This is a genomic window from Pseudoruegeria sp. HB172150 (assembly GCF_013184805.1).
In the GTDB taxonomy this organism is placed as follows: domain Bacteria; phylum Pseudomonadota; class Alphaproteobacteria; order Rhodobacterales; family Rhodobacteraceae; genus Psychromarinibacter.
On the sequence record NZ_JAATNG010000001.1, the window covers coordinates 842873 to 862593 of the forward strand.

Here is a 19721-nt window from a genome sequence, read left to right on the forward strand (position 1 = left end):
GACTGGATACCTGTTTCTAAGACGGGCCGGCCCAGCCTGAGCCATTCGGTTCGCGCAAAATCCAACTGTCGCAAAAAGTTGACAAGACAAATAGTCGCAGGCCTACTCGGTACAACCGGTGGATTCTGCGGATCGCTGCCGGACAACCAAGAATACTCGCATCCGCATCGCCGACTGGATCTGGGAGGAGCAAATGTCGGATGAGCTAGAGAAGCTGAGTGAAGTCGTGTCTTCGCGGCGGGATGTGTTGAAGACCCTCGGGGCGACAACGGTCGCGGGCGCTTTGCTGACCACTGCGGGAGTTGACCCGGCAATGGCGCAAGACCTCATGGCCGCGAATTCCACATTGAAATGTGCGATGGGCAACGCCGGCCTTCAGGCGACATGGTGCGCGCAGGGCAAACAGGCCGCCGAGGCTTGGGGCGCTTTGATGAATGTCGAGGTTACCTGGTTCGACGGAGAGTTGTCGGCAACCCGGCAACGCGCAACTGTCGACAACCTCGCAACGCAAAGCTGGGATTTCGTGGCGTTGCAGACCTTTGGCATTGGTACCCTCAACGATCCGATCAGCAGGGTGATTGATGCTGGCACGCCTGTGATCGCCATGGATACGATGATGGCGCCGGAAGGCCAGCTGGCGCTGCACACGTTCATTGCGCCCGACAACATCTTCATGGGTGCGGTCACGGCGCAGGCATTGTTCGATTCCATCGGCGGCGAGGGCCAGGTCGTGATGACACAGGGTGCTCTGGGCCATACAGGCGCACAGGGGCGCGCGCAGGGCTTCCGTCAGGTACTTGCAAACTACCCGAACATCGAGCTTGTGGACGAACAGCCAGCAGACTGGGATGTGACCAAGGTGGCTCGGATATGGGACTCCTTGTTAACCAAGTTTCCGGATCTTAAGGGCGGATACTTCCACAACGACGACATGGCGCTAGCCGCCTACAACGTCATAAAGGCTAAAGGTCGGGAGGGCGGCATCAAACTGTCCGGCATCGACGCGATGCCACCTGCCGTGAACGCGGTTCTCGACGGTATCCTGGTCGCTACCGTCCGTAACCCGTCCTGCCGGATCCATGGCTGGTCTATCGCGAACGGTGTGGCGGCTGTGGTCGGAGGAGAGCAGGCCGGAACCGATGTTCCTGCCTTCATCCTCGCCGACGGTCCGGTGATTACCCAGGAAACAGCGGCTGGCCACCTGTGGCTGCAAAAGAACTTCCTGATCTGATCCGGTGATGGACAGTCTGGAAAACAATGACGGGGGGACTTTGGTCCCCCCGTTACAGGACGGGTCTCCGCTTCTGGAAATGCGGGCCGTGACGAAGAGATTCGGCGGCATCGCGGCGTTGAACAGTGTCGACTTCTCAATTCTCGAAGGCGAAATTCATGGCCTCGTTGGCGAGAATGGCGCCGGAAAATCCACGATGATGAAAATCATCGCCGGCGTTCATGCCGATTTCGAGGGAGAAATGTTCGTGGCCGGCCAGCCCGCCCAGTTCCATTCCGCACGGGATGCACTGAAGGCCGGCATCGGCATGGTTCACCAGGAACTATCGATCGTTCCTGATCTCTCGGTCGCAGAAAATGTATTTCTCGGTCATCAGCCGGTTCGGGCCGGTGGTATCATCGACTGGGGCTACATGAACCGCACCGCGCGGGAGCAGATAGCCAGTCTGGGGCTGGAAATCGATCCGACGAAGCGTATGGGCTCGCTGCCGGTCGGGCTACAGCAGCTTGTGGAATTGTCGCGTGTTCTGTTCTCGGGCGCGCGCATCATTATTCTGGACGAACCGACTTCGGCGCTGTCGCCGCCCGAGGTCGCCCGCCTGTTCGATGCGTTGCGGCAGCTGCGCGCACAGGGTCGTAGCATAATTTTCATCTCGCACTTCCTGGACGACGTGCTGGAGATTTCGGACCGTGTCACGGTCTTCCGCAACGGTCACAAGGTGGCAACGACACCTGCGGCGGAGCTCACCAAGGACGAGGTCATCGCGCAGATGATCGGCCGGGGATCAGCAGAGATGACCATGGGTGAAGAGACAGAGCTTTGTGGCGACGACAGCCATCCGGTGGTGGTGGAAGTACGTGGTATCGGCGATGGTATGGCATTGAAGGACGTGTCCCTATCGCTTCGTCGTGGAGAGATCACAGGCGTTTACGGCTTCATGGGCTGCGGCCAGATCGAACTGTCGCGCGCGCTCTTCGGCAAGGGTAATCTGCGCTCTGGTCAGGTGTTTCTGGAAGGCAGTCCAGTCCGTTTCCGGACTACGGCGACCGCGCGACGCGCGGGCATAGCTTATGTGCCCGAGAACAGGCGCATGATGCTGTTTCGCACCGAACCGGTCTTCAAGAATGTCTCGATTGCCATCCTGGATCGGATCGCGCGGCTCGTGCTGCGCCCAAAGGAAGAGCAGCGCATCACAGGCAATCACATCGAGGACCTGCAGATTCGGCCGCCGAGAACGGATATCGCGCTGGGAAACCTGTCCGGCGGAAACCAGCAGAAGGTGGCGCTGGCCAAATGGCTGACCCATCTTCCCAAGGCGCTGATCCTGGTCGAACCGACGCGCGGAATGGATGTTGGCGCCAAAGAGGATGTGATCCGCATTGTAAAGTCGCTCCGCGACAAGGGGGTCGCGATCCTCGTGCTGTCAACGGAGCCCGAGACGATCCTGACCTTGGCCGATCGCGTGACGGTAATGAAGAAGGGCCTCGTCGCTCGTGAATTCACAACGGGGCATCTGGAAAAGGCGGATCTACTGGCTGCCGCATAAAGCGGCCGGGAAATAGGGAGCAGGGATGGCAGACACGGTCGACATCAAGTCAACGCGCAGTGTGAAACGGTTTCTTGCCGAGCAGATGCGAAACATCGCGCCGGTCTTCACCCTGATCGTCCTGATCCTTTTCTTTTCCCTTCAGAGTCCGGTGTTCTTCACTCTGGACAACGCGCTGAACATCCTGGCGAACTCTTCGATCACCGGCATCATCGCCGTCGGTCTCACCTTCGTGATCCTGACCGCCGAGATCGACCTGTCGGTGGCGGCAATCGCGAATGCCATCGGAATAACAGTCGCCTTTTTCACGATGCAGCCTGAATACGTCAACATCAACACCTGGCCAATGTACGGTGGCCTCGCGATCATCCTGACACTTCTAGCGGCTTTCGGACTTGGGTCGGTGACGGCATTTGGAGTAACCGTGATCGGGATTCCATCCTTCATCATGACACTGGCGATGATGCAGATCGCGGATGGCTTATCAGCGGTGCTGGTGCGCGGGCAGATTGCCTATAACTTTCCCGACTTCATCGTCATGCTTGGTTCAGGCAAGGTGTTCGGACTTCGATGGTCGATCATCGTCTGCCTGATCTTCCTGCTCGTGGCGCACTTGGTTCTGAAATACACGCGGTTCGGCAGGTACGTTTACATGGTCGGCGGAAACCGCGAGGCGGCAGAATATTCCGGCGTGAACGTCAAGCTGATCATCGCGTCGGTGATGATTATCTCGGCCATGTGTTCCGGCATCGCAGGAATGATTGGCGTCGCCTATTTCGGCTCCGCTCAACAGAATGGGTTCAACGACTTTCTGCTGACCGCTATTGCCGCTGTCGTCCTTGGCGGCACCAGCCTTTTCGGAGGCCGCGGAGGTATCGGGAACACGATTGTCGGTCTTCTGGTTCTGGGGGTTCTGAACAACGGGCTGGATCTGATCCAGATCGACAGTTTCCTGAAGATCCTGATACGCGGGCTGATCCTGCTCGCGGCACTGGTGATCAACGTCTATGCGCAGAAGCTAAAGGAGAGCTCGGGGTAGCCGTCTTCAGAGCAAGTACTCGGTATCCGGTTACTCAGAGCGCCTCCTCCGTCGCTATATGGCGTGCCATTCGTTGCACCTCGCTGATATCGGCAATGTCGTCGCGGCGCAGCACCAGATCTCTCCCAAGCGCCAACGCTCGTGCCTCGCAGCTGGCGCGCATTCTTTCGTCGGATATCAGTTCAAAATCCGCATTATGCGCCAGACCCAGGATGCGGCGGTGGCATTCGATGCCACAGAAACCCAGTGCATCACGCCAAATAGCATTCAACAGCCGTGACAACGCGGTTTCGGAAGCTTCTGGCTGGCCCTGATCCTCGTAGAGACTGGCGGGATACAGGATTCCGGTCCGCTCACTCCTCCAAAGACGAGAGAACTCTTCGGCGAAAGTATTCCAGATGATCTGGGCTTCTTCCAGGATCCACTCGGCATAAGCACCACGATCGGCGCCATGCCCGGGCTGAGAGAGAGAGGCCATCAGGAAGTTCGCAATCAACATCCCGATGTCGAACCCCATGGGCCCATAGACGGCGAATTCAGGGTCGATCACCCGCGTATCCGTTTCACTGACCATCACAGATCCTGTGTGGAGATCGCCGTGAAGCATGGTCTCGCCGCGAGAAGTGAAGGCCATCTTCAGCTCCTGTGCCGCGATTTTCAGTGCCCGGTCGGATCGAAGCGATGCCACGATACGTTCCAACCCGTCAGTGTGCCGGTTCATCTCGGCTTCGTAGTAAGGGTCGGTGAATACGAGGTTTTCTGTAATGTCACAAAGTTCGACATTGCCGGCGAAAAGCGCCAGATCCGACTTTTTCTCGGACGCGGGCAGGGACAGGTCAGAACCTCCGAACAGCGTTCGCGCGCAGAACAGTCCGAGCCGTTTTCCCAGTTCATAATAGCGTCTTCCCTCAATAAGCCCCTGACGCAGAATGATGTGCGAAGTCAGGTACTCCATGACCACGAGCGCCTGTTCCTCGTCGAAATGGTATATCTCGGGAACCGATCCTGGATCGCGCTCTGCTTGCCGGACAAGTGCATTGAACTCAAAGTATGACCGGCGCAGGGGCAGGGGCCAGCTTTCGCCGACAAGGCGCACGTAGGGCAGGGCTTGCTTGACGATGACTCCGCCCGCCCGGGACTCGACTATGAACACTAGGTTCAGGTTGCCATCGCCCACCTCGCGCACAATCCACCCGCTGGGATTACCTAACCGGTCTGTCATGACTGGCAGCGAGCCGAGACGAGCCGCAAGGCTGTGCGTGGACAATGCCTCGTAAGACATGCTTCCTCCCAGTACTTCCTGCCGATCCTCCTCCGGCGATGGAAGCGTGCCTGTCTCTGGGAAAATGTCAAATGGCACGCAGGCTTTTGAAGCCGTCAGATATGATGACGACGTTGATGCCCGCGTCAAACGAGTGTGTTTGTCCTAGACAGGCTGACCCCTGATCACACAGACCTCGTGATACAGTTCGGCCCCACCGTCCTGTTCTGTAATCGCTTGGGCCGCAAGGGCAGACAGGCGCCTTTTCCCTTCCGGGTCTGCATAGAATTCGCAGGCAAACGCGTCCTCCAGGTCGGTGCGCTGCAGGGCCTTCTCAAGCGCGACGAAAAAGGAAATGTCGGTGCCTGCATGCTGTAGCACGATTTGCGAAGCCAGCTTCTCTGGCCGGTAGCCATTCGCCTCGAACAGTTCGAACAGAACCTTCGTACCAATGCGGGCACCAAAATTCAGGATGACTTCAGCCTCAGGTGCACAGGCGCGAACTCGACGCAGCAACGCTTCATTGAGGCCAAGTCCAACCGAATTGAAGGGATAGTCGTCGAACTCGGTCCACGGGTAGTAGTGCGCGATATGGTCCTCGTCGGGGACATCGGCGCCATCCGCCAGCTTGGTACGTTGCGCTTTGCGGAATGCGCCGAAGCGTGAGTCATTCGGGTCGCCGACCTGCGGCAGGCATCCAATCACGACATCAGCGTTTTCCACTTCCGCGCGTGCTTCGGGGGTGTCGACCAGGCTGACCGCGCCGGAAACCGGCACGAACTTATGGGCATCCTTTGGGGCAAGGCTCGCAACGTTCCGCTCAGCCAAAGTTGCAAGGCGCGGATCGAGGTCGCTGCCGGTAACGCGCGCGGCGCCGCACATGTGCAACATGAAGGCGGCATTGATGCCGGTCCCGACGCCAACTTCATAGACCCGCTTGCCGCGCAGATCCGCTCTTTCGAGTCCTTTCTGAAAGGTCTGGGTCCAGGGGTCGGTGGGATCGAAAGCGAACTCGGGAGATTCAGGGGTGACGGCATAGTCGGACGCCTGCACCGTTTCAATCTGGTTGGCTTCGGTCATGTGTCTTCCTTGATTGGTGACATGGTCGGCCGGTTGCGGCGGAAGTTTCGCCGGCAAGCTCAGTCAAGCAGCAGGACTTCGCGAACGCTTCCGCGCAGGCAATGATCAGAACGCATCGACGCGGCATAGCCGCCGGCATTGATCAGCGCGATCACATCACCGTCGCGTGGCACTGGCATTGGATGATCCACTGCCCATTTGTCGAGCGCTTCGTTCACATTGCCGACCACCGTGTAGCGGCCTGTCGGACCGGAACGCGGTACCGTCGGAACCGGTTCGCAGGGCAGCCCGTAAAAGGCAGGCTCCATCGCCAGGTTGAAACCAGCGTCTAGGCCGAGGAACTCCACATCCTTGCGCCTTTCGGAATAGGTCACGCTTGCCAGCAGGACCCCCGCATCCTTGGCAAGATAATCGCCCGGCTCAACTGCCAGCGTCAGGCCGCTGCCGCGAAATGCATCCGCAATGGTCTTCGCCCAGCGGCCCAGATCGAGCGGCCGGTCATCGGCACGGTGCGGCACGCCAAGGCCGCCACCGATATTCACCTCGGATAGGTCAGGGAGTTGGTCAATGAAGCTGTGGCTGGACGCGAGAACCTCTGCCAGTTGCTCCAGTTCCCGATCCAGATAGCCGCAACCGGCGTGAAAATGGATGCGAGTGATCTTAAGACGGTGCTCGCGCGCAATCTCGATCGCTTCCGGCAGCCGGTCCAGGTAGATCCCGAACTTGGTCGCCTCTATGCCGCTGTATTGCAGCATGTCGTTGCCAGTATAACCAATGCCCCGGTCGGGATTGATTCTGAGGCCCACCTCACGCCCTGGGCAGAGCCGCCCGTAGCGGCGCAGCGCGGACAGAGAATCGAAGTTGATCCGCACCTTTTCGAAACGCGACAGAACCTCGATATCCGCCGCACCGAGCGATGTGCCGGTGAAAGAGATATCCTCTTCGCGGAATCCGCAAGCGAGCGCATGCAGCAACTCGTCGGGAGAACAGATATCTGCCCCGCAAAGCCCCTGCGCCGCCAGATACGAAAGCAATTGCGGCGTACGGTTCGCCTTGATCGCGAAATAGATGCGGTGATCCAACCCCTCGCCATCGAGCGCTGCCTGCAACCGACGCAGATTCTCTGCGACGCGCGGCGCGCGGATCACATAGGCCGGTGTTCCGACCCTGCGTGCCACAGCATCAAGGTCCGCGGTGCCAAGGTGAAGTCGACCCTCGCGATAGCCAAGATCATCGCGCTGCCACCATGGTTCGATTGTAGGAGCGAACGGGCTGTCGGCATCGGTCGCGTTTTCCGCGACGGTTCCGTCAGACATGCCGCGGTTCGCCCGTCACAGTTTCGCGGACGGGTGCGGCGTGCTCGTCATCACTCGTCAGATACAACAGCCGAACATCCGTGCTTTCGCCAGTCAGGCACTCGGAAACGCGGGCGCCGTCGCAACAGGTGCGGTCCACCAGAACATCCAGTGGAAGCCCAACATCGCTTCTTCCGATCACTGCCTGCTTGATACGAAGTACGGTCAGGGGGGCGGAAAGTCCGCGACAGTCGATAATGCTCGTAGGTTGGCTCATGTCCCATCCTCTGGTTTGATTTTCTGCGGCCCGAAGCCGCGTGGCTTACCTTCCTCAATACTCGTCACTGTAATGATCACCGCGCCCGCGAAACGCCGGAGCGATGAGGTTGTGTCATGTCTTTCCGGCCCGCAGGTCGGCGGCAGCCCGGTCAAGGGAATCGGTCAGGATGCTGACGATGTTGTCGATGTCCGACCGTTCCACGATCAGCGGTGGCGACAGGATGCAAAGGTTTTCATAGGGCCGGACGAGCAGGCCCGCTTCTTGGCAATAGGCGTCCACCCGCTGCGCCAATGCCATGTTCGCGGCATTGGGCCCGGCTTCGCCACCGGTCCAGCACTCTACACAGGCCATCAGATGGTCCCCGCGCACGGTATAAACGATTGGAGAGTCCAGCAGTTCCCGTAGCCGTTCGATGAAATAAGGGCCAACCTCGCGAACATGGCCGCAGATATTCTCGCGCTGCATTAGCTCGATATTCGCAATCGCGGTGGCACAGGCGACGGGGTGGCCGGAATAAGTGAATCCGTTGGAAAACACCGGCTTGTGCGCAGGGGCCGCCTCCGACATGGCGTCGGCGATCCGGTCCGAGATCAGCACCGCGCCCAAAGGCTGATAGCCCGAGGTGATCCCTTTGGCGGTCACGATCATGTCGGGCACGAAACCGAACCGGGCCTCTGTGGCGAAGAAATGTCCGAGACGGCCGAACCCCGTCACGACCTCGTCTGACACGTAAAGAATGTCGTGCTTCCGGCACAGTTCGAACGTGGCCTTCTGATAACCTTCCGGCGGCGTCAGTACGCCGCCAGAGGCAAGGATCGGCTCGGCTACAAAGCAGGCTACATTGTTCGCGCCGATACGGGCGATTTCCGCCTCCATTTCGGCAAGCAACTGCTCCAGCCGCGTCTCGGCACTGATCTGACTGCGGTCCGGGTCATGGCCGGGGCTGGACAGATGGTGGACGAACTCACTTTCGTATTGGAAATGCGTCCGGTCTGCCGCTTTGCCCGAAAGCGACGCGGCCAGATAGGTGCTGCCGTGATAGGCGTTGCGCCGCGACAGCACATGACGTTTCTCCGGCCGCCCCTGAGCGGCAAAATAGTAATGTGCGATGCGCACCGCCGAGTCGTTCGCGGTGGAGCCGCAGGTCGTAAAATGCACGCGGTTCAGATCGCCGGGCGACAACTCGGCCAGCATCTCCGCCAGACGCGCAGCAGGCTCGCTAGAGACGTCGCCAAACGGCGTATAATAGGCCATGCGTCGTGCCTGGTCGGCCATCGCCTCGACCAGTTCCTCACGACCGTAGCCAACGGTCATGCACCACATGCCGCCGATCGCATCCAGATAGGTCTTCCCGTCCGCGTCGCGCACCCGTGCGCCTTTCGCGTCTCGTACAACCAGCGCGCCGTCATCTCCGAGCGAACTCAGATCGGCCCACGGATGCAGGACGTGCCGAGCATCGGCTTCGGACAGGGTCCGGGAATTCTGAAGCTCGCCTTTTGCGTGGTTGGCTTCGACAATCGTATCCATCAGGCCTGCGCCTCCCTTTTTCGCTCATCTTGCATGCAAAGCCGACTCGCGACCCGGAAGAGGCCGGCGTGACATGCAACTGGGTCGTCTCAGGGCCCACCCGGAACTCCCCGGCTGGGACGCGGTCTAACAACGAACCACCAGCTTTTTTGACATTCGCCGCGCCGTAGGTCGGCACAGGCGCTCCGGGCTCGGAGGTCATTCAGTGCTCGGGATCTTCCCAAGCAACGTGTGCCGGCATTGTTAACCGCGCACCGGCGCAACCCCAAGGCCTCCAGAAAAAAAGTATCGGAATCCCGATATTTAACGTTCTGGTCAGGACTAATGCACCATGTTCGGGCAGGTGGCTCAGATAGCGGGCAGCTTTACGAAGCGATTGCCTGTTTTGGCTGCGAAGAAATGGCTGCTGCTTCAACAGCTAATGGTGCCTGGCCGCATGACGTGTCGATGCGGCGCCTTGCGGATGCGCTGATTGCGATGGAACCAGCCGGGTTCGAACGATGGCACACCCATTGGCGCTGTGAGGTTTTTTGCGGGTGCAGATTAGGTTGGTGTTGATCTTGCCTGCGAGATTGGAACGTCAAGCAACCTCTTTCCGAAGCCATCGTCGCGTTGCAACCGGCGCAGGTCTCGCCCCGGTATTCAATTCGGATCTTTCGGACTCCACTCGCCAGGGTACCATATCGGTCGATCTAACTAGTTGCATCGGCCACTCGCCCCGAAATGCTCAGATTCGGAAGTGTCTTGAAAAGCAACTGTCGCCACTGAACAGCCAGACCTGGATGCAAGGGCCCGACTTCGTGAATTACTTCGGTCGGCTGTGACTCCTTACATGTGTCCATGAGTGCTTTCCTCAGGTTTTCGATAGTAGGGGCGCCGAAGTAATGTGCACCAGTCGCAACATGATCCATTAGTCCGTCAACGCCCGAAACCATGACGGTTCTACCGGCTGCAAGGGCTTCCGCGGCGACGAGACCGTAGGGTTCCCAGCGCGACGGCATCACAATTGCATCACAGGACCCGTAGGCTTCGCATGGGTCTGCGACAAAGCCCTCGAACCGAATTCGCGGGTCATCGCCGGCCAGGCGTTCAAGTGTTTCGCGCTCCGGTCCGTCACCGAAGATGCGCAGGCGCAGATCTTTGCCCTCCAGCTCGCGGAAGGCACGTATCAGCGGCCCAAAGCCCTTCTGGCGATCCAGCCGGCCGATCGCGCCGATGGTGCGGATGGGGCCGGACGGGCGCGGCAGCGCGCGGAGCCGGGTCAGGTCGACCTGCGGCTGGATGACGGAAAGGACGTCATTTTGGACGAGGTCACGCTGCAGCAGCCAGTTTGCCTGGGCATGGCTTACCGCCACGACCCGCTCGAATAGCGCATATGCCGTTCGCAGCAATGTATGGAAGCGTCGCCGCGCCTTGACGTTCGCAGTAACGAAACCCGCCGAATAGCTGTGTTCGACATGGATCAGGGGAATACCGGAATGGCGCGCCCTTAGCGACATGAGGCCGGGCAGACCACGCCAGGAAATCGCAAGGTGCGAGACGATCACGTCGGCCTCGACCGCAACGCGCGCGGGCCGGTTGCGAGGTACGACGACGATCTGGTGGTGTGCGAGTTCCGCCATGCCGGGATCGCTGGCCAGGAAATCGAGGTAACGGGTTACCCCGCCCGGGTTGGTGTCATCGACGAGATGGGCGATGCGAAGCATGGTCAGATCCTCTTTCTAGGTTTCAGGATTGCTGGCGGGATTTCAGGCGCGACTGCATGACACGGGCGCCGCCGTGTCCGAGCAGGGCCAGCGCAAGCGATGCGGCCAGCGTGGTCAGGGTCTTGCCCGGTTCTTCGAGCAGTGGACGGCGGGAGGTGGCGAGCGACGCCCGGATCATCCGGCTTGCCGCCGCACCGTCGCCGGAACTGAACGCCCGGCGCGCCAGATAGCGCAGCTGATAGGCGCGGGCGGCGGCGGCATGACGGACGAAGAATTCGGGTGCGAGAGGCTCCAGTTTCCCGGCAATCCGTTCCCACGATTCAAGCTGCTTCCGCAGCCCCGCCGATAGGCCACCCGGTGCTATGCGATACCGGGTCAACAGACCCGGAATGCCCTCGATCTCCCAGTCCGTTGTCAGGGCCAGGCGAAGCCAGCACTCGATGTCCTCGGACTGGCGGAAGGTCTCATCGAACCACCAGTCACGCAGGGTTTCATGCGCCGGGCGCCACGCGATGGCATCGAGCGCCGCGCGGCGGAAAACCGGCGCAGAGCCGTTGCCGACCGGGTTGCGTAGAAACACATGCGCGGCGGTCACGTTCTTCAGGCGGGGGCGCTGGGCGATCTTCAGCGGCCGGCCCGACATGTCGATCAGTTCAGAACCGGAATAGCTGAGCCCGACATGTGGATTGGCCTCAAGATGCGCGATATGCGCGGCAAGCTTGGTCGGTCGCCAAAGGTCGTCGGCGTCGCAGAATCCGATGTATTCGCCGCGCGCCGCAGCGATCCCGCCGTTGCGGGCCCCGGCAAGGCCGCGGTTCGGCTGCTGGATGACGCGGATGCGCGGGTCTCCGAAACTGCGGGCGACCGCGACGGTCCGGTCGGTCGAGCCGTCGTCGACCACGACCACCTCTAAATCCGTGAAGGTCTGGCCAAGCAGGCTGTGCAGCGTTTCACGCAGGGTTTTGGCGACATTGTAGGCGGGAACGATAATGCTGGCACGGGGCATGGATGGATCCTTTCAGGCAGCGAAGAGGCGGCGGCGGAACTGGCGGGGCAGCAATGGCGCGACGAGTGCGCCGGTCAGTGTCAGTCCGCCGCGGCGAAGGTCGGAAAGAAAGCCGCGCGGGCTGGTGGCAAGCCCGGACAGCGCAAGGCGCAATGCCTCGGCCCGAGGCGCATCCACCCGGAGCGCGCGACGGGAGAGATACCGCAGGTGGATGGCCTCGGCCCGGGCATCGGGCTGGTGCCCGAAACGCGCCGCGGTAGCGAGTGCGGCCTCCCGGCCCTTCCGCATCGCCGAAAGGTCAGAGGAGAGGCCGGTTGGGCTGGTGCGGTAGCTTACCAGGAGTTTGTCGATGCCCGTGACGCTGGCCCCTTGCCCAGTCAGCCGGATCAGCCATTCGAGATCCTCGTTGTGAACGAGTGTCTCGTCGAAGCCCCCGGTCGAAAGGAAGGCGTCGCGGCGCACGGCGAGGTTCGACATCGTGCAGACCGGGTTCTCGCCAAGCAGCATCGCGATGGTCAACGGTTCCGGTGGAACGGTGGATTGCGTGCGTGCGCGTTGCCCGTCGAAAAAGGCGATGGCTCCATAGGTGGCATCGGCGCCGCCACGAATGGCCGTGTCGATCTCGGCCAGCTTGGACGGCATCCACAGATCGTCCGCGTCGCAGAAGGCGATGATGTCCCCCTGTGCCTGCGACACGCCGAAGTTACGGGCCGCGCTCGGGCCCTTTCCGGGGTTCCGGAGCAAACGGATGCGCGCGTCGCGAGACAGCAGCATTGCCGCCAGCGCGCGGGATCCATCGGTCGAGCCGTCGTCGACCAACAGGCACTCCCAGTCCTCGAACGTTTGCGATCTCAGGCTCAGGACCGTCGCCGCTAGTGTATGCACGGCGTTGAAAAACGGGACGATGATCGAAATGCGGGGCATGTCAGGCAACTTTCGGCAAGGAACAGCGGAGGGATGGCAGCAGCACCGGCAGCGCGGCGCCGACCTGGATCAGGGTTGCGAGCACCAGATAGCCGGTGGCAATCGCGGTCAGACCGTGGGGCGCCATCAGCGCGGTATTGGCGGTCAGCGCGGCAGTCAGGCTGATGGTGACCCAGAATTCGACCTGCGGACGCTCATGGCTGCGCAGCCATTGCGCGACCGCGGACCAGATCACCGCGGGGACTGCGGCAAGACAAAGGATCGAGACGACCTCGGCGATGCCGTCCCAACCCGCGCCGAACAGGATCGGCACGTAAAGCGGTGCGGCGAACGCCTGCAGGACGACGACCGGCGCGATCAGGGCAACGCTCAGGACGATTGCCTGGCGCAAGGCCGCGGCACGGTTTTCGGCGGAACAGAGATGCGGGAACAGAGCGGTGGCGAGCGCCTGCGAAAAAGACGTGGCGAGGCCGAGACCGGCATTGAACGCCATGAAGTAGAGCCCCAGCGTCTCGGCACCGAGCAGCAGGCCGATCACCAGCTTGTCCGCCTGCAGGCGCAGCGCCTTGACGACCTCGACGCCCAGCACGGCCCATCCGTACCGGATGAAGGGTGCAATCGGCGCACGCGGGCCGGCGGTCGGTTGCCACGGATGCAGGCGGCGCATCGCGACGAGCCAGACCGGCGCGGCGAGGAGGCGCGGCAATATCAGCGCGACCGGCCCGGGCACCAGGACAGCCAGGATCGCCGAAAGCAGGTTGGCGCCGACGACCTGCCCGCCCGCAATGGCGGCAGTCTGCTTCATCTTGCCGTCCCGCATGGCGAGCGCGCATTGCACGAGGCCCGCCGGCATGAACAGGTACTCGCCTGCCAGGATCGCGATCAGGGCGAAGAGCTGGGCATCGGCGGTAACGGCGAAGACCGCCGCCCCGATTGCCAGCTGCAGTGTGAACAGCCCGATGCACCAGACCCAGAACAGCCGCCGTGCCGTGCGGCAGGTCGCTTCCAGCCTGTCCTCGGACGCGGCGATGATCCGTTGGCCCACCCCGTTTTCGGTCAGGGCCTTCAGGATATCGGCGGCTGCCAGCGCGGCGGCGGCAACACCGATCGCGGCCACGTCCATCGTCCGCGCAACCGCCACCACGACGACAAGCCGCGAAGCCTTTGCCGCCACTTCGGACAGGCAATAGGCAAGCAGGTTGCGCAGGAAGGGGACCGGGCGATGGACGTCTGGCATGATCGGGTTCCGTGAGTTTGACTGCCGCGCTGGCATTGCCGGGCTTGTAATCCAGCCTGTTCAGCCGGTCGCGCACGCCACCGGACAGTTGGGTGGTGCGTTTGATATGCAACCTATCCGATTGGATTATCGGCCGATCCGGCCGAAGGGATGGACCGCGATCCACGCGGCGCGCTATTCCGGGTCAAAACAGAAATCGAGCCCGGGGTACGAGTAATGATTGCCCGCCGCCGCGACCTTACAGCCGGTTTAATGTCGGCGCTGATGGCCACGGCCTGCACCGCGCCGCGCGAGGCCGCGAACATCGAACCAGCCGCGACCGGAGGCGCCTATCAGGCGCAGTATCGGGACATCGACATGTCGCGGGACGCTGCCGCACCGATACTGGTCTCTCCGCGGATGAACGCCGCGAAATGCCGCCCCTATGGCGGAGACCGGCCAACCGGATCTAAGGCAAGCTTCGGTGGCTACCTGCCTGACGTGCTGCGCGGCGAAGTGCTCTCGCGCGGCGATCTGGTGCAACTGCTTCTGCCCGGCGACGACACGTTCTCCGGCGACTATGTCGTATCCCGCGACGGGACCCTGAAGCTGCCCTTCATCGCCCCGATACCCGCTCAAGGGAGAACGACCGAACAGGTTATCGCGGATGCGCGCGCTGCGCTGGTGTCCGGCGGTTACTACGGTTCAAGCCCCTCGGCCTCGTTGTTGGTCAAGGATTTCGCCCCGGTCCGCATCGCCGTGTCAGGCGCTGTGTTCGAACCGCAGACCGTCAACATCGGCGGCGTGCCCGGCGATCAGGTCGATACGCTGCGCCAGGTGGCGCTCGGCGCCTCGACTGAGGGCCGCAACCTCTCGGTCGCGCTGCGCAGTGCCGGCGGCATCCGCCCGGATGCCGACCTCTCGGCGGTCCGGATCACACGGAACGGCACGACCTACACGCTGGATCTGCGCGGTTCGCTGCAGGGGTTCCGGTCCGAGGACCCATTGCTGATCACCGGCGATCTGATCCACTTACCATCGCGCCAGTGCTTCCAGGACGACCTGATGGTGCCCGGTCCGATCAGCCCGCCGGGGATATCGCTCTATCTGTCTAACCTGACGGTTCCGGCAACGGGCAATGCGCCGTCCGCCATCGGCCAGACCGTGCGCGAAGTCCCCTACGGCACCCGCTTCCTGCAGGCGGTCGTCGATGCGAATTGCGTTGGCGGCGCGCGCGCGACAAGTGCCGACCGCTCTGCGGCGTTGTTCTCGCGCAACCCGATAACCGGCGTATCGGTTGTGATCGAACGCAAGGTGGAAACCATGCGCCAGCGGGCCGACCGCGACGACTACGATCCGTACTTGCTACCGGGCGATGCGATCGCATGTTATGACAGTAGCGTTACGAACGTTGCCGAGATCGGGCGGATTATCGGCCTTGCCGGATTGATTGCCGCTATCCCGTGAAGGAGCAGCAGGCGACGCTCAGCGTTCGCTGCTCCATTCCAGCAGTGCTGTACGGGTCTCTTCCCAAAGATCCGCCACCTCGCGCAAATCCCGGGACTCGATGGCGCCTCCGCGCTTGAGCTTGGTCTCGATCGCTGCCAACGCATCACGCAGGGCCGAGAAACCGAAAACGCCGCAGGTTCCCGCGCATTTGTGCACTGCGCGCCTGAGCTCGTCGTTCTGCAGCCCACCGCCTATGCGATCTATGTCCCACGTGATCTCTGCGATGCTCCGGTCCAGCAGGGCCGTGCTTCCCTTGGTGACGAAACGCTCAAGGTTCTCGGTCGAAAGCAAAGCAGACTCGCATCGGCGGACGGAATCCTTGGGCGCTGGAATGTCGCTCTGTTCGGTTTCTCCGGCGACCACGGCAAGGGTCTGACGAAGAGTCTCCCGGTCAAGCGGTTTGCTGATGCAATGCGACATGCCCGCCTCGCGAAAACCGGCGATTTCCTCCGGTAATGCGTGGGCCGTGATGGCAACGATTGGTGTTTTTGCTGAAGCCCCGTCACCGGCGCGGATGTTCCGGGCGGCTTCCGGCCCGTCCATCACCGGCATCGAGACATCCATCAGGATAACGTCGAACTGTTTCGCCGCCGCCCATTCCACGCCGGCGCGTCCATTCACGGCCTCGGTAACGGTATGCCCGTCGGCCTCCAGGATCTCTCTCGCGACCAGACGGTTGATCTCGTTATCCTCGACAAGCAGGACGTCGAGCGGCGATACTTGCGATATCGCTGTGTTTTCAACACGCGCCCTCGGCGTCGCCAGCGGGAAAACGGCACGTTCGAACGGCAGGCGCAGCCAGAACAGGCTGCCTTCGCCGCGCACGCTTTCCACACCGGTCTCACCGCCCATCAGCTTGGCAAAGCGGCGCGCGATCCCGAGGCCAAGACCCGTTCCGCCCGCCTGCCGCGCATAGGATGAATCCAGTGTCTCGAAATCGCGGAATATTCGGTCCAGATCCTGTTCGGCGATACCGATACCGGAGTCGATGACCCTGAACTCGATCTGTGGACTGGCAGACCCAATCAGTTCGACTTCGATCTCGACGCTTCCGGCTCGCGTGAACTTCACCGCGTTCCCGACAAGGTTCAGCAGCACCTGCCGAAGCCGGCGGGGATCGCCGACGGCCCCTTCGGACGGATCGCCTACCCAACGCCATTCGAGAGTATTGCCGTTCTTGGCGGCCAGCGGCGCCGTCGTCTCGACTACCCCGTCCAGCAATTGCGGGATGGAGTAGGCCTTGCGTACCACCTCCATCTTGCCCGCCTCGTATTTTGCGAGGTCCAGGACATCGTTGACGAGGGAAAGAAGCAGCCGACCGGAGAACTGCATGCGGTTCAGCAATTCCTGCTGCCGGTCTGACATCGGTTCGTCCTGCATTAACTGCATCGAACCGAGCAGACCGTTCAGTGGCGTCCGCATCTCGTGGCTCATGACCGCAAGGAACTCCGCCTTCGACCGTTCTCCCGCCAGCGCCCTGTCCCGTGCCTCGGTCAGGTTGTCTTCCGCAGCGCGCCGCCGCGAAATGTCGCGGATATAAGCGACAAAGACACGCCCGCCGGCATCTTCTGCCTGATCGACCGACACCTCGGCAGGAAACTCGCGCCCCGAGCTGTCTACGGCAGTCACTTCGAATTGCCGGGCACCGGCCGTCGGTCGCGAACCGTCTCGGAGAAAGCGGAAATAATCCTGCTGGGCCTTTTCGCGCATGTGCTCCGGCAACAGCGTATCGATCAGCTTCTCACCCAATGTCTGTTCCCGGGAAAGCCCAAACGTCTGCTCCGCCGCCGGGTTGAACTCCAGAATCAGGCCCCGGGCGTTGGCGACGACGATCGCGTCCTGCGAGGTTTCGACAATCGTCCGCATCCTTGCCGAAGTTCGCTGCACTTCTTCGGCGCGGCTGGCCGAAAGGCTGGACAACCGGAACATTGCCATGGCGACAAGCACCAGCCCCGCAAAAAGGACCGCCAATACAATTGCCAGCAGGATCAGTGTTCGGACCAGCCCCTCGCGCCGGCTGTCAGACACCTCCGCAAAGGCCCCTAGCCCGGCGAGAGAGAATCTTCTTACTTCATCAGAGACGTCTTCGGCGCTCCTGACGATATCCGGCAGCGCCGATAGGAGTGCGGCATCATCGCCGTCAATCAGCGGAACAGTATCGTCGAGAAATGCGCGAACCCGGCTCCGCGGTTCGTCATAGGTGCTGTCCCTGCGCAGCGAGCGGAATACGACGCCCTTCTCGATCGTATCCATCCGGCTGTAGAAGACGTCGAACCGTCGGCGTACCTGGTCCAGCAGGGCAGGGTCATCCTGCGCACGCTGCAAAGCCAGCTCGAAGCGCAGAAACTCCACATCCGCCTGTGCCAGGCTCCATTGCAGGTTATCGGAGTTGGCGGTCGAAACCTCCTCGATTTCGCGCAGCAGCACCCAGGCCATGAAGGTGATCAGCCCGATGCAGGCGGCCAGTGCAAAGGCCGTGACCCCGGTGCGGAGCCACGGCTGGGTGCTGGTCTCGGTCCTGTCGGTGCCTGCCACTGCGGTCTCCGAACGTCTTTGCCGCGTCGACCGGGTTATTCCCCGACGACGATACGGTCCAGTTGCCAGATGCTGCGAGAATAGATCAACTCGGTCTGGTAGTCGGAGCTTGAATCGTACGGGTAAACCACCCACAGCGGTCCCTTGTCGCGAACCGACATCGTTTCGCCGTTGTTCAGATAGGCAACAATCGGGCCGTCCTCGACCCAGTCCTCTCGCGGAATCTCGACGGAATAGTCGTTGATTGCAGTGGCGTTCAGAACATCGCCTTCGGCACCAACTGCCTCCATCAGGGTGGCCAGCGGCACGCCGGTGAAGCTCTGGATCCCTTCCGTCCAGATCGTCGACGTCTCGAATGTCACGGCTTCCAAGGCTTCGAGCATAGAAAGATCGAAGACTGCGGCGTCGCCGTCATTGGTTTCGGCGATGGCTCCTGTGATCGTCAGGATCACATGGCCTTCGGGCGCGGCCAGTTCATCGGCAACAGCCGCCATTGGTAACATCGGCAGCATGGCCAGTGCGGCGCGGGTGAGAAACGAATGCATGGCTCCTCCTCAGGGTTGTTTGAACCGGTAATGCCACATCCGCCTTGTTGGCGCATCGGGGCATCGGAGGTACCCACCTATCCGATCGGATAGGTGGGCATGGATTTGGCCCTCAGGCCGCATGGCGCATTCGGAGCGAGCCGATCATGTCGAGCGCGTCCGACAGCTCCGGCTGCAGGCCGGGCCGATCCAGCGCGAAGGCGATATTCGCCTTCAGAAATCCCGCGACGGACCCGCAATCGTACCGTTGGCCTTCGAACCGGAAACCCGATACCGGCAGGTTTCCGGCATCGGCCGTGATCGCATCGGTCAGTTGGATCTCTCCCCCGGCGCCCAGGCGCTGCGTCGCAACGCGGTCGAACACGACCGGGTCGAGAATGTAGCGGCCGACAACCGCGAGACGTGAGGGCGCGTCCTCAGGGCTTGGCTTTTCCACCAGCCCGCGCGCATGGGCGACACGGCCGGTTTCCGATGCGACGTCCAGTATCCCGTAGGAAGAGACATCCGCCGTAGCGACTTCCATCGCGGCCACCAGGTGGCCACCTGTCCGGGCATGTGCGTCGACCATCTGTGCCAGGCATCCCTGCGGTGCGCGGATGACGTCATCCGGCAGCAGCACGGCGAATGGCCGGTTACCGACGATCCGCCGCGCCAGCCCGACCGCATGGCCAAGCCCGCGCGGGCTGTCCTGGCGGATGAAGCTGTGGCTGCCCGCCGGCAAGGCACTGCGACGGATCGCGGCAAGCTGGTCGGCCTTGCCGGCATTCGACAGGCGCCTTTCCAGTTCCGGCGAGGCATCGAAGTGGTCTTCCAGCGCGGTCTTCCCGGCCGAGGTGATGAAAAGGAACTCCTCGATCCCCGCTTCGCGGGCTTCTTCGACCGCGTATTCGATCAACGGCCTGTCGACGAGCGGCAGCATCTCTTTCGGGACCGATTTGGTCGCAGGCAGAAACCGGGTGCCGAGGCCGGCAACGGGAAAGACGGCAATCTTGACGTGGGTCATGTCTGTGTTCCTTTCAGG

General features: G+C 61.8%; 17 protein-coding genes. 5 read left to right on the plus strand and 12 right to left on the minus strand.

Annotated elements, in window-relative coordinates; translation table 11 throughout:
• Positions 1-118 precede the first annotated feature (118 nt).
• The 3 genes from HCO70_RS04015 (at position 119) to HCO70_RS04025 (ending at position 3816) form a co-directional block, all read left to right on the plus strand.
• Positions 119-1231 carry a sugar ABC transporter substrate-binding protein gene (locus tag HCO70_RS04015; RefSeq protein WP_216665253.1) on the plus strand — a complete coding sequence of 371 codons (1113 nt, stop codon included), beginning with the start codon at positions 119-121 and terminating at the stop codon, positions 1229-1231.
• 88 nt (positions 1232-1319) lie between these two features.
• Positions 1320-2777, plus strand: a complete 1458-nt coding sequence (locus tag HCO70_RS04020; RefSeq protein ID WP_216665254.1) for a sugar ABC transporter ATP-binding protein — start codon at positions 1320-1322, stop codon at positions 2775-2777.
• Between the two features lie 25 nt (positions 2778-2802).
• Positions 2803-3816, plus strand: a complete 1014-nt coding sequence (locus tag HCO70_RS04025; RefSeq protein WP_172293311.1) for an ABC transporter permease — start codon at positions 2803-2805, stop codon at positions 3814-3816.
• Positions 3817-3850: 34 nt separating this feature from the next.
• On the opposite strand, the gene mtnK is transcribed toward HCO70_RS04025, so the two are convergent.
• The 9 genes from mtnK to HCO70_RS04070 form a co-directional block, all read right to left on the minus strand.
• Positions 3851-5098, minus strand: coding sequence for an S-methyl-5-thioribose kinase (gene mtnK, locus HCO70_RS04030; RefSeq protein WP_172293313.1), 1248 nt, complete (start codon positions 5096-5098; stop codon positions 3851-3853).
• A gap of 144 nt (positions 5099-5242) precedes the next feature.
• Complete coding sequence (locus HCO70_RS04035; protein ID WP_172293315.1) at positions 5243-6157, minus strand: class I SAM-dependent methyltransferase; 915 nt, start codon at positions 6155-6157, stop codon at positions 5243-5245.
• A gap of 59 nt (positions 6158-6216) precedes the next feature.
• A complete protein-coding gene (locus tag HCO70_RS04040; protein WP_172293317.1) occupies positions 6217-7473 on the minus strand; it encodes a diaminopimelate decarboxylase in 1257 nt (418 codons plus the stop codon).
• On the minus strand, positions 7466-7729 hold the full coding sequence (locus HCO70_RS04045; protein WP_172293319.1) for a hypothetical protein: 264 nt from the start codon (positions 7727-7729) through the stop codon (positions 7466-7468). Before HCO70_RS04045 ends, HCO70_RS04040 begins: the two co-directional genes overlap by 8 nt.
• A gap of 114 nt (positions 7730-7843) precedes the next feature.
• A complete protein-coding gene (locus tag HCO70_RS04050; protein WP_172293321.1) occupies positions 7844-9259 on the minus strand; it encodes an aminotransferase in 1416 nt (471 codons plus the stop codon).
• Between the two features lie 692 nt (positions 9260-9951).
• Positions 9952-10965, minus strand: coding sequence for a glycosyltransferase (locus HCO70_RS04055; RefSeq protein ID WP_172293323.1), 1014 nt, complete (start codon positions 10963-10965; stop codon positions 9952-9954).
• Positions 10966-10987: 22 nt separating this feature from the next.
• Positions 10988-11971 (minus strand): glycosyltransferase family 2 protein, encoded by a 984-nt coding sequence (locus tag HCO70_RS04060; RefSeq protein WP_172293325.1) that lies wholly within the window; start codon positions 11969-11971, stop codon positions 10988-10990.
• Between the two features lie 12 nt (positions 11972-11983).
• The gene (locus tag HCO70_RS04065) at positions 11984-12895 is read right to left on the minus strand and encodes a glycosyltransferase family 2 protein (RefSeq protein ID WP_172293327.1); all 912 of its coding nucleotides are present in this window, start codon (positions 12893-12895) and stop codon (positions 11984-11986) included.
• Between the two features lies 1 nt (position 12896).
• Complete coding sequence (locus HCO70_RS04070; protein ID WP_172293329.1) at positions 12897-14132, minus strand: oligosaccharide flippase family protein; 1236 nt, start codon at positions 14130-14132, stop codon at positions 12897-12899.
• On the opposite strand from HCO70_RS04070, the gene HCO70_RS04075 reads away from it, so the two are divergent.
• Together HCO70_RS04075 and HCO70_RS04080 are read left to right on the plus strand one after the other, a co-directional pair.
• Entirely contained in the window at positions 14131-14349 is a 219-nt protein-coding gene (locus HCO70_RS04075; protein ID WP_172293331.1) for a hypothetical protein, read from the plus strand. The two genes, HCO70_RS04070 and HCO70_RS04075, sit on opposite strands and share 2 nt — an antisense overlap.
• Before the next feature lie 35 nt (positions 14350-14384).
• The gene (locus HCO70_RS04080; RefSeq protein ID WP_172296126.1) at positions 14385-15578 is read left to right on the plus strand and encodes a polysaccharide biosynthesis/export family protein; all 1194 of its coding nucleotides are present in this window, start codon (positions 14385-14387) and stop codon (positions 15576-15578) included.
• 18 nt (positions 15579-15596) lie between these two features.
• Here HCO70_RS04080 and HCO70_RS04085 read toward each other — a convergent pair whose 3' ends face one another.
• The 3 genes from HCO70_RS04085 to HCO70_RS04095 all read right to left on the minus strand — a co-directional run bounded on the left by HCO70_RS04085 (position 15597) and on the right by HCO70_RS04095 (position 19703).
• Positions 15597-18155: an ATP-binding protein gene (locus HCO70_RS04085; RefSeq protein ID WP_172293332.1), complete on the minus strand. Its 2559-nt coding sequence runs from the start codon at positions 18153-18155 to the stop codon at positions 15597-15599.
• A 35-nt stretch (positions 18156-18190) separates the two neighbouring features.
• Positions 18191-18700, minus strand: coding sequence for a molybdopterin-dependent oxidoreductase (locus tag HCO70_RS04090; protein ID WP_253913107.1), 510 nt, complete (start codon positions 18698-18700; stop codon positions 18191-18193).
• Positions 18701-18812: 112 nt separating this feature from the next.
• The gene (locus tag HCO70_RS04095) at positions 18813-19703 is read right to left on the minus strand and encodes a UTP--glucose-1-phosphate uridylyltransferase (RefSeq protein ID WP_172293334.1); all 891 of its coding nucleotides are present in this window, start codon (positions 19701-19703) and stop codon (positions 18813-18815) included.
• Between the last annotated feature and the right edge of the window lie 18 nt (positions 19704-19721).

What these genes read in the sequence shown, in the direction of transcription:
- HCO70_RS04060 (WP_172293325.1), bottom strand. Translation starts at nt 11,971, where the DNA reads ATGCCCCGTGCCAGCATTATCGTTCCCGCCTACAATGTCGCCAAAACC.
- HCO70_RS04065 (WP_172293327.1), bottom strand. Translation starts at nt 12,895, where the DNA reads ATGCCCCGCATTTCGATCATCGTCCCGTTTTTCAACGCCGTGCATACA.
- HCO70_RS04050 (WP_172293321.1), bottom strand. Translation starts at nt 9,259, where the DNA reads ATGGATACGATTGTCGAAGCCAACCACGCAAAAGGCGAGCTTCAGAAT.
- HCO70_RS04035 (WP_172293315.1), bottom strand. Translation starts at nt 6,157, where the DNA reads ATGACCGAAGCCAACCAGATTGAAACGGTGCAGGCGTCCGACTATGCC.
- HCO70_RS04090 (WP_253913107.1), bottom strand. Translation starts at nt 18,700, where the DNA reads ATGCATTCGTTTCTCACCCGCGCCGCACTGGCCATGCTGCCGATGTTA.
- HCO70_RS04025 (WP_172293311.1), top strand. Translation starts at nt 2,803, where the DNA reads ATGGCAGACACGGTCGACATCAAGTCAACGCGCAGTGTGAAACGGTTT.
- HCO70_RS04070 (WP_172293329.1), bottom strand. Translation starts at nt 14,132, where the DNA reads ATGCCAGACGTCCATCGCCCGGTCCCCTTCCTGCGCAACCTGCTTGCC.
- HCO70_RS04040 (WP_172293317.1), bottom strand. Translation starts at nt 7,473, where the DNA reads ATGTCTGACGGAACCGTCGCGGAAAACGCGACCGATGCCGACAGCCCG.
- mtnK (WP_172293313.1), bottom strand. Translation starts at nt 5,098, where the DNA reads ATGTCTTACGAGGCATTGTCCACGCACAGCCTTGCGGCTCGTCTCGGC.
- HCO70_RS04055 (WP_172293323.1), bottom strand. Translation starts at nt 10,965, where the DNA reads ATGCTTCGCATCGCCCATCTCGTCGATGACACCAACCCGGGCGGGGTA.
- HCO70_RS04075 (WP_172293331.1), top strand. Translation starts at nt 14,131, where the DNA reads ATGATCGGGTTCCGTGAGTTTGACTGCCGCGCTGGCATTGCCGGGCTT.
- HCO70_RS04080 (WP_172296126.1), top strand. Translation starts at nt 14,385, where the DNA reads ATGTCGGCGCTGATGGCCACGGCCTGCACCGCGCCGCGCGAGGCCGCG.
- HCO70_RS04095 (WP_172293334.1), bottom strand. Translation starts at nt 19,703, where the DNA reads ATGACCCACGTCAAGATTGCCGTCTTTCCCGTTGCCGGCCTCGGCACC.
- HCO70_RS04045 (WP_172293319.1), bottom strand. Translation starts at nt 7,729, where the DNA reads ATGAGCCAACCTACGAGCATTATCGACTGTCGCGGACTTTCCGCCCCC.